The sequence below is a fragment of the uncultured Methanobrevibacter sp. genome (genome assembly GCF_900314695.1).
GTDB lineage: Archaea > Methanobacteriota > Methanobacteria > Methanobacteriales > Methanobacteriaceae > Methanocatella.
The window spans coordinates 1-9,040 of record NZ_OMWD01000045.1; the positions used below are offsets into that span (position 1 = coordinate 1).

The window sequence follows — 9,040 nt, forward strand, 5'->3', positions numbered from 1 at the left end:
AAATATATTATTGCACCTATTATGAAAACAAGTATAGGCTTGTACCATCTGTATTTTTCAAAAGTTCTTGGAAATGTTATATATTCTGAAATCTCTTTAACTGTCATATGGACATATTTCTATTTATTTGCATATAATGTTATAGGAATAATATGTTTTATAGGTGTTTTTGTGAAAATTATTCGTTAGATAAAATCTGATTTTTCAAGAATTTCAGTGACTGCCAAATATTAAATTATATCATTTATGAAAATCTTTTTTATTCTTCTGGATAATCAAGCCACAATTGCTCCTCTTCCAATATTGGAACTTCTATTTCATCACTATAATGACCAATTCCAAGATCTAAAAGTTCTGCTACTTTATTTGTACCACATACATATAAATCATATACATAATGGATAAGGTTTGCAGCACCATTATTTTTATTCGCCTTAAAGAGTTTGAATAGTTCTTCTTCTGAGGGATCTAAATCAAGCCCTCCAAAACTGTGCAATTCTTTTAAATTATCAGAAAATTCTAGTTCAAGTATTTGTTCAAAAACATCTTCTTCAGATATTCCCATTAAATAATCACTTTGACATAGGAAATAAATCCATCCGGTTTCGCCATTATCTGCTTTGTATTTTACAGCTGAAACACCAATTGCAGTAGGACCATGGTCTTTTCTTTGGTGGGGTTTAGCATCTTCAATAAAATATCTTGTCATTTAAATTCTTCCTTTTTACTTTAATTAATATTTTAATGTAGTTAATAATATGTGTTTATTTTTTTATAATCATTTGGTTTTGAAACAGTTTTATATATCCATATTTCAAATCATATTAATTATCTGAAAACCGGCATGTTAATGTAAAAATAGGTATATTAAATTGAAAGATAAATCGTATCTATTAATTATATGTGTTATTTTTACTTGGAAAATTGTTGATTATTTAATGTATTATTCATCATAAATATATGATAATTTCATATAATTGAAATAATAAAATATTATATTAATTATTATATACAGGTTGTAATAGCTATGGCTAATGTTAATAATACTTCATCATACATGGATGAAGACAAAAAGCAAATTATTAAAGAGTCTAATTATACCTATAGGGATGCTCTTGAAGTTTCAGCTTATCTCATTGAAGTAGGAAAGTTTGAAAGGTTGTACAAAGAAATGCAAATCCATGACTTACAAAAAGAACTTGACAAAATGGATGAATAAAACTTCAAAACAAAAATCTCAGGTAATAACTCTTAAGATAAACTATTTTTGATTGTAAATGTAATACAAAAAATTATTATTACTTTTATATTTTTTTTCATTATATTGGATTGTAGCGAGAGCATTTAATTACAAATATTTGTTAGTTACATTACAACAGATCTCGCTAAAAAGTAGTAGATAATTCATTTACTTTTTAATCATTTTGTTCGTATAGTATAGAACAAATTTCACTAAAAGTAGTAGATAATTTAAAGTGCGTTATGCCAACAGCAACATGAAGCTGGTCAAAAGGAACCAAAAGTTGCATAATCCAAATTCACCTTTGCTGATTGGTGAGGTTAAAGAGGGTGATGTTGTAAAAGAGGTTAGGGAACCTAGCTATATTTATTCACAGCAAAGATTAATTTGATTAGTTGTCTCATTTCTATTTTTAATCAATTTTTATATTTATCAATAATTAGGTGTAAATATTTGTAAAAATTATAATAAATTTTCATTATATAATTTAAAATATTGTTAGATGGTATGAAAAGATAATAACATAAATGATAGTTCTTTCAAAAAATAAAATATTGTTTTTAATATTCACTATATGCATTTACAAAAAAATATAAATTCGTTCATATAAAAATAAAAATATGCATGAAGAGATAGATTTGGTTTCACAACCCAAAAGTTCATTTTGGAAATTAAGCATCCCCATAATAGTTTTTTTGTATTTTTGATGCAATTTATGGTATTGTTGATATGCTGTGGGTTTCACAAATAGGCATAGAGGCATTTTATCTAAATGATGCAAGAATACCATGACCTCTTCAAGGTCGTGGATGAATTGAAGTTGGGTTATACCTTTGTGAATTGTTATTTATTGGGTTTCATTTGTCATGATAATTGATTTTAATATTTTTTTTGTATGGGTATTTGTAATTCAGTGTACTTTCAGTTTTTTTTGGGGGCATTTATTTTTGTATTTTTTTTTGATATGTATCACTTACAATGGAAAATTTGTAGTTTCATTTGTATTTCACGGGTGTTTATTTAATGTTTCTTGTTGTTTTTTAAACGTAGTTGATTTTTGTGGGCGATATTACTTTTCAAATGCTCTCTGGGTATCTTTATATATTAATGGGGCATAAATTGTACTATTATGTGAAGATGGGTTAATAGTGTGGTGTTTTATGTTATGGTGGATGTTAAAAAGGGAATTAAGGTTAAGATTTATCCTACTCGGGAGCAGAAGGATATGTTTCATAGGAATTTTGGTTGCTGTCGCAAGGCCCATAATGTCGTTCTTGACAAATACAATAAAATGCACAGTAAAGATTCCAACCTAAGACCCACATTTACTTTCTTAAATAAACTACTAAATGAAGCCAAGAAGGAATTTCCTTATTTGGAGGATGTAGAATCAACAAGTCTCCAACAGGAAATAAGAGACTTGGCTACATCATTTGATAATTTCTTTAAAAATCCATCACACTTCAATAAACCCCATTTTCACAAAAAGAAAACAAGTAAACTATCATTCAGACAAACAATAAGACAAGACATTAGAATCATCCAAAAAAATAAAATGGTTCTGAGAAAATATGGCAAAGTAAAATTCCACACAAGCCAGGAATACTTCCAAATACTAAACGACAAAAATACAAAATTCAACAATGTAACAATCTCCTTTGATGGAATAGACTACTTTGCAACATTCAACATTGATTTTGCTGAAGAAGAATGGGAACTAACAGGTAAAAATGTAGGTTGTGATATTAATTCAAATGTAAACGGCTGGCTGGTCACAAGCGATGAGGAAAAGGAATACTTTGACATTGACCATGAAAACCAAATGGTCAAATTAATCAACCGGATAATGGCCAAATGCACAAATGGAAGCAAAAAATGGAAAAAACAGAAAATCAGACTATTAAAATGGTATCATCAACGATCCAATAAACTTGACGACTATATAGAGAAACTTTCAACAGAAATGGTCAAAAAATATGATACCATAGTATTTGAGAAAAATTACTCAAAAATTAAAATATTGATTGGTGGCGAGCAAAACATGGTGTTTCCACTCACAAAATTCATAACTAAACTACAAGACAAATTCGCTAGGCACAAACCTCAAGCAGAAGGTGTAGTATTTGTAGATGCAAAATATACCAGTAAAAAATGTCATTTTTGCGCAAACATCAACCATGAATTAGATGTGAAAACACGAAAATGGAAATGTCCAAACTGCGGTAAAACACTAGACCGTGACATTAACGCCGCCATTAATATTTTGAACCGGTGGGACTACGGGAATAGCCTAGAAAACGCCAAATAAACAAGTGGCACAAAAAAACAAATCTAGGAATCCTCGACTTCTACAAAGTCGAGGTAGTTCAAATTCTGTGGCACTTAAATTAAGGGCATTGCTGATTGCACCTGTTCGAGGTTATGGGAGAGGATTGATGAGCGTTACAGGTCATTTATTCGGAGCAGAGAAATTTGATGAATTGGAAAAAATGTTCAAATATGTGATGAAAATATCAATCTTCACTACACTTGTAGTAATGATTGCATTTATTTTCTTGCGCGAATATGCATTTAGCATATTTTCCATTACAGGGATGGAAAATGAAATATTTTGGATAGCAATTGGTGGAACAGTCCTTATGGTTTTAACGCCAGTTTCCATGATTTCAGCAAAGATGTTGGATGGTTTTGGAAAAAGTATGTATTCCCTAATGTTTACCATAATTAGAATAATATTTGAAGTGGCTTTAATAGTCTTACTTGTAAATACCATTTCAAATGGGGCATGTGTTTTGATTGGAATTTGCTGCGGTCAACTATTGAGTTCAATCATTACTATCTATTCTTAAGGCATCTGTTCAATAACTTTGGCAAAGAGTATAAATTTAAATACACTGTTAAAACATTCAACATAAAAAGAAAAGAGAAAATAGAAAAGTTCAGGGAAGAAAATCAAAGACGAAAAGATGAATTCAGAGAAAACATGAAACAATCTAAACAAGACCGGATAGAAAGAAGGGATAAGATGGTGGAAAAACTTAAGAGAAAATAATGATGAATTAGTCCGAAGTTTAAGGGATGTTTTGGTATTTTCATTGGGGGGGGCTTTTTTGAACTACTTTGGAGAATTCGAAGTATTCGTTCACTATTAATATAAAATCCATCAAAATTGTATGGATAACTATTTTTTAAGAAAAATTAAAAAGAATAATATTGGAATAGAATAATCCTCGGGGGAAATATCATGAAAAATTACTCCTGTATAAATTGTGGAATTATAAACTGCAAACACCAAGATTCAGAATATCCTAATTTCTGTCCGACAAAATAATTAACAATATAAAAAAACGATTTTAAAAGAGGTCTCCTAAGCAGATTTATTAATAGGAATAATCATAAAATTACATATGTGGAATATATTTTCCCCATTGAAAAAGAATATTAAAACGATAATTATTATAATAGCATTGCTTGTTCTTGAAGCATACTTTACATTGCAACTGCCGGAATATACTTCCAAAATTGTTGATATAGGCATTGCAAATGGTGATATAGCATACATTTACAGTGCAGGAACAACAATGATAATGCTTACTATTCTTGCTACAATCACAGGAATAATTGTTTCTCTTTTTTCATGTAAAGTTGCTTCAGAATATTCATATAACTTAAGAATACTCGTTTTTTCAAAAGTTTTGAAGTTTTCAAATCATGAACACAATAACATTTCAAAATCAACATTGATGACACGAACAACAAATGACGTGTCACGTATCCGAATGATTTTAGAGTGGGCATTTGATGTGATTATATTCGCACCCGCTATGGCAATAGGGGGCATTATAAAAACAATTCAACTGGGAACAAACTTATACTGGATTATATTGATGATATTAATCCTGATTATCGTTTTTATGTTTTTTATTTTAAAGAAAACTGTTCCATACTTAATCATACTAGACAAACTGCCCGACATCAAGGGAATGGTTAGGGAAATCATTACCGGAATGGAAGTTATTAAAACATTTGTCAGAGAGGATTATGAATCAAAAAAATTTAAAGCGACAAATGACGAATTCAAAGAGCTAAGAGATTCTATCAGAAGATATATTCTATTTTTAAATCCCTTAATGACATTGCATTCATCAATTATGATTGTCTCAATATTGTACTTCGGATCTTATCAAATAGAATCAGGAACAATCCTAACAGGTGACCTGATTGCATTTATTCAATATGCCACCCAAATCGTGAGCTCTATTTTAATAATCATATCATTTTCAAAAAATCTTCCAGATTTAATTCTCCCTATCAAACGTGTGAAACAAGTACTTGATACTGAATTGAGCATTGTTGATGGAGAAATAGGAACAATTAACGAAAGAAAATCCACAATCGAATTTAAGAATGTTTCTTTCAAATACTCTAAAAGTGAAAATGACGCATTGACAAACATTAATTTTAAATTAGAACCCGGAAAAACTGTGGCAATCATCGGAGGTGTCGGTAGTGGCAAATCCACAATTCTAAATATGATACCTCGCTTTCAGGACCCCTCTGCAGGAGAAATATTGATAAATGGAGAAAACATAAAAAACCTTAAACTGAAAACGTTAAGGGAAAGGATAAGCCTGAGTCCGCAGAAACCCCACATATTCAAGGGAACAGTGAAATCCAACATGACACTCAGTGACCCGAATGCAAGTGATGAAAATATCATATATGCATTAGAAAAGGCTAACGCGAATTTTATAGATAGTTTGGATGATGAAGTACTGACTGCTGGTTTAAACTTCTCCGAAGGACAGAAGCAATGTTTATCCATCGCAAGGTCCATTTTAAAGGATTCAGATTTCTACCTATTCGATGATTCATTTTCATCCTTCGACTTGAATACTGAAAAAATAATAAAGAAGAACCTGAAAGAACTGAAGGGCTCTTCAATTCTAATCGCATCCCAAAGGATTTCAACCATTAAAGATGCTGACGAAATACTGGTGTTGGATGACGGACAGATAGTCGACAGAGGCTCCCACAATAGATTACTCGAAAGCTGTGAAATCTATAGGGAAATAGTAAAAAGCCAAAATGACATATTAAACGGAGGCAAATGATGGATCCGCAGGAAAATAAAATGGGGTTTGGAAAAATCATTAAAACAGTCTGGAAGTTAATGAGAATACACAGGACCAAATTCATTTTTTCAGGCTTTTGTGCAATATTATCCATCCTCTGCAATGTCATAACTCCAATAATCCTAGGGGATGCAATCAATATCATCCTTGAAGGATCAATTAGAATAATGAACCATACCGGAACAATAGATTTTCCCAATTTGTTTTACATTTTAGCCATTATAGGAACTTTATATTTATTAAACAATATATTTTCATACTTATTTGAATATTATACCAACAGAGCAGCATCAGACATTATTTATGCCTTAAGAGAAAGGATGGCCAATAAGGTTTTATCACTACCAATGGGTTCCGTTGATGAAAATCACAGAGGATACCTATTGTCACTATTTACAACAGAATTTAGCTTACTAAACACAGCATTTATATCCTCATTTTCAAAACTCACAATTATTCTCATTACGATAATATTCACATTAGCATTTATGATAATCGTTAACATCTGGATGGCCCTAATTGTTGTTCTTGTGGTTTCACTGTCTTCGGGCATTATTTCAATGCTTCTGAAATTTTCCCAAAGATATTTCAATAAACAAATTGCCATCCAGACAGATACCATAGGACAGGTTGAAGAAATATACAACGGGCATGAAGTAATACGCTCATTTAATTATGAAGAGCAGGCATTGGAAGAATTTGTCCACAATGTAAAAGAATGGAATAATCATGAATGGAAATTCAGATTCTTTTCTTCTCTAAATTATCCAATTATGAATTTCAACAATAATTTAGGATTTGTTTTAGTTGCACTTTTTGGAGGAATCCTTGTTGTCCAGGGGACAATGTCAGTTGGTAGAATCCTGACATTCATCGAATATTTAAAGAATTTCGAAGACCCGCTTCAACAGATTACAGAAATGTACCCTCAATTACAGGGAGGAATAGTGGCAATTAACAGAATATTTAACTTTTTAGAGATGGAAGAAGAGGAAAATCCCTCTGACAAGGAATTGAAATCCTTTAATGATGAGATAAGATTTGAAAATGTGAGTTTTGGCTACACTGAAGATGAAAAAATCATTGACAATTTTAATCTGACAGTCAAAAAAGGATAAAAAATAGCCATTATCGGAGAAAACGGAGTGGGAAAAACAACTCTCATTAAATTGCTTATGAGACTTTATGATATCGATTCAGGCAAAATAACAATTGATGGTGTCAACATCAATGAATATGACAAACACTCTTTAAGGTCATTCATTGGAATAGTGTTGCAGGAATCTTGGCTGTTTTCAGACACCATTGAAGAGAACATCCGGTACGGAAATTTAGAATCAACATGTGATGAGATTCTAACTGCATCAAAACAGGCAAACACAGATGCCTTTATCAGAAAACTTCCCGACAAATATAAAACCATATTGAATGAAGATGGAACTAATCTTTCCCAAGGCCAAAAACAGCTTCTGACAATTGCCAGAGCAATAATTTCACAAAAAGAAATCTTGGTTCTTGACGAAGCAACATCAAACGTGGATACAAGAACAGAATTATTGATTCAGGAAGCTTTAGATAATCTGATGGAAAATAAAACCAGTTTTATTGTAGCTCATAGATTGGCAACCGTTAGAAATGCCGACAAAATTATTGTGCTTGGAAAAGGCAGAGTAATTGAGCAGGGAAATCATGAAGAGCTTTTAGCTCAAAAAGGATACTATTACAACACTTTGAAAAATCAGGAAAATAGTTAATAATTTGGATTTCCTGGATTTTGCAAAACAAAACCTGGGGAATATGCCGACAATCGATTTCGATGCAACTCCAGCACAGGTTTCTCTTGCATGGATGATGTCAAAAAAGGATAATATCATTCCAATTCCAGGTACTACTTCCATTAAAAACACGGAATCAAACTTTAATGCAAGTAATTTAAAACTATCCCACTCAACAATATCACAAATAGATGATTTATCTAAATGATGCAAGAATACCATGACCTCTTCAAGGTCATGGATGAATTGCACTATTGGGTGTACTATCTTTTTTAATTAATTTTATTGTGTTTAATTTTATTTTGTGTTTTTTGGAGGCTATTTTGGGTCTTGGATTTTTGTTCAGTATACTTTTTTTTATGGATTTTTAATAATTGCTTTGGGTATGAAAAATTGTTTTGGGTTTGAAAAATTGCTCTGAGTTCGTTATTCGATTACTTTTCAAATGCTCTCTCTTATTTTTTATATAGGAGTAATTATAAATGATATATTATTCAATTAAATGTGATTTTAATTGTTGTTTTAAAAAAGAGTAGATGTTTTCCATTTTTTAGATAATGAAATAAAAATATTATATATATTGGACTGGAGGAATGAGATTTATGGGCGAATATATTCGAGGTGTGGTTGTTAAACTTCATTTAACCCCCGAACAAGAAGTCATGTTTAAACAAAACTATGGTTGCACTCGTAAAACCCATAATGAACTTTTAAATAAATATAAAGCCAAATATGGTGATTCTAATAAAATTCCAACTAAAACAGAATTAAATCAATTCTTAAACGAATCCAAAAAAGAGTTACCATACTTGATGGAAACAGAGTCCACCAGTCTTCAACAGGCACGTGATGATTTGCATAAAGCGTTTAAAAACAGTTTTAAAAGCAAA

9 protein-coding genes and 1 pseudogene are annotated in these 9,040 nt (G+C 31.0%); 9 read left to right on the forward strand and 1 reads right to left on the reverse strand.

The genetic code is table 11. From position 1 onward, the window contains the following. Positions 1-259 precede the first annotated feature (259 nt). A complete protein-coding gene (locus QZN45_RS10630) occupies positions 260-709 on the reverse strand; it encodes a hypothetical protein (RefSeq protein ID WP_296812850.1) in 450 nt (149 codons plus the stop codon). A 318-nt stretch (positions 710-1,027) separates the two neighbouring features. Between QZN45_RS10630 and QZN45_RS10635 the strand changes: the two genes are divergently transcribed. The 9 genes and pseudogenes from QZN45_RS10635 to QZN45_RS10675 form a co-directional block, all read left to right on the forward strand. After that, a complete protein-coding gene (locus QZN45_RS10635) occupies positions 1,028-1,219 on the forward strand; it encodes a hypothetical protein (protein WP_116591551.1) in 192 nt (63 codons plus the stop codon). A 277-nt stretch (positions 1,220-1,496) separates the two neighbouring features. Beyond that, the gene (locus tag QZN45_RS10640) at positions 1,497-1,631 is read left to right on the forward strand and encodes a hypothetical protein (RefSeq protein ID WP_296812851.1); all 135 of its coding nucleotides are present in this window, start codon (positions 1,497-1,499) and stop codon (positions 1,629-1,631) included. Between the two features lie 774 nt (positions 1,632-2,405). After that, entirely contained in the window at positions 2,406-3,548 is a 1,143-nt protein-coding gene (locus QZN45_RS10645) for an RNA-guided endonuclease TnpB family protein (RefSeq protein WP_296812852.1), read from the forward strand. Positions 3,549-3,615: 67 nt separating this feature from the next. After that, positions 3,616-4,089, forward strand: coding sequence for an MATE family efflux transporter (locus QZN45_RS10650; RefSeq protein WP_296812854.1), 474 nt, complete (start codon positions 3,616-3,618; stop codon positions 4,087-4,089). Positions 4,090-4,647: 558 nt separating this feature from the next. Then, on the forward strand, positions 4,648-6,354 hold the full coding sequence (locus QZN45_RS10655) for an ABC transporter ATP-binding protein (protein WP_296812856.1): 1,707 nt from the start codon (positions 4,648-4,650) through the stop codon (positions 6,352-6,354). Next, on the forward strand, positions 6,354-7,493 hold the full coding sequence (locus tag QZN45_RS10660; protein ID WP_296812858.1) for an ABC transporter ATP-binding protein: 1,140 nt from the start codon (positions 6,354-6,356) through the stop codon (positions 7,491-7,493). Before QZN45_RS10655 ends, QZN45_RS10660 begins: the two co-directional genes overlap by 1 nt. Positions 7,494-7,505: 12 nt before the next feature. Next, positions 7,506-8,129: an ABC transporter ATP-binding protein gene (locus tag QZN45_RS10665; RefSeq protein WP_296812864.1), complete on the forward strand. Its 624-nt coding sequence runs from the start codon at positions 7,506-7,508 to the stop codon at positions 8,127-8,129. Further along, positions 8,119-8,358 (forward strand): annotated as a pseudogene (locus tag QZN45_RS10670) (aldo/keto reductase); the annotation flags it as partial. The gene QZN45_RS10665 and the pseudogene QZN45_RS10670, both read left to right, overlap by 11 nt. A gap of 394 nt (positions 8,359-8,752) precedes the next feature. Then, positions 8,753-9,040: helix-turn-helix domain-containing protein (locus tag QZN45_RS10675; protein ID WP_296812862.1), on the forward strand; the 288-nt coding region annotated here is incomplete at its 3' end.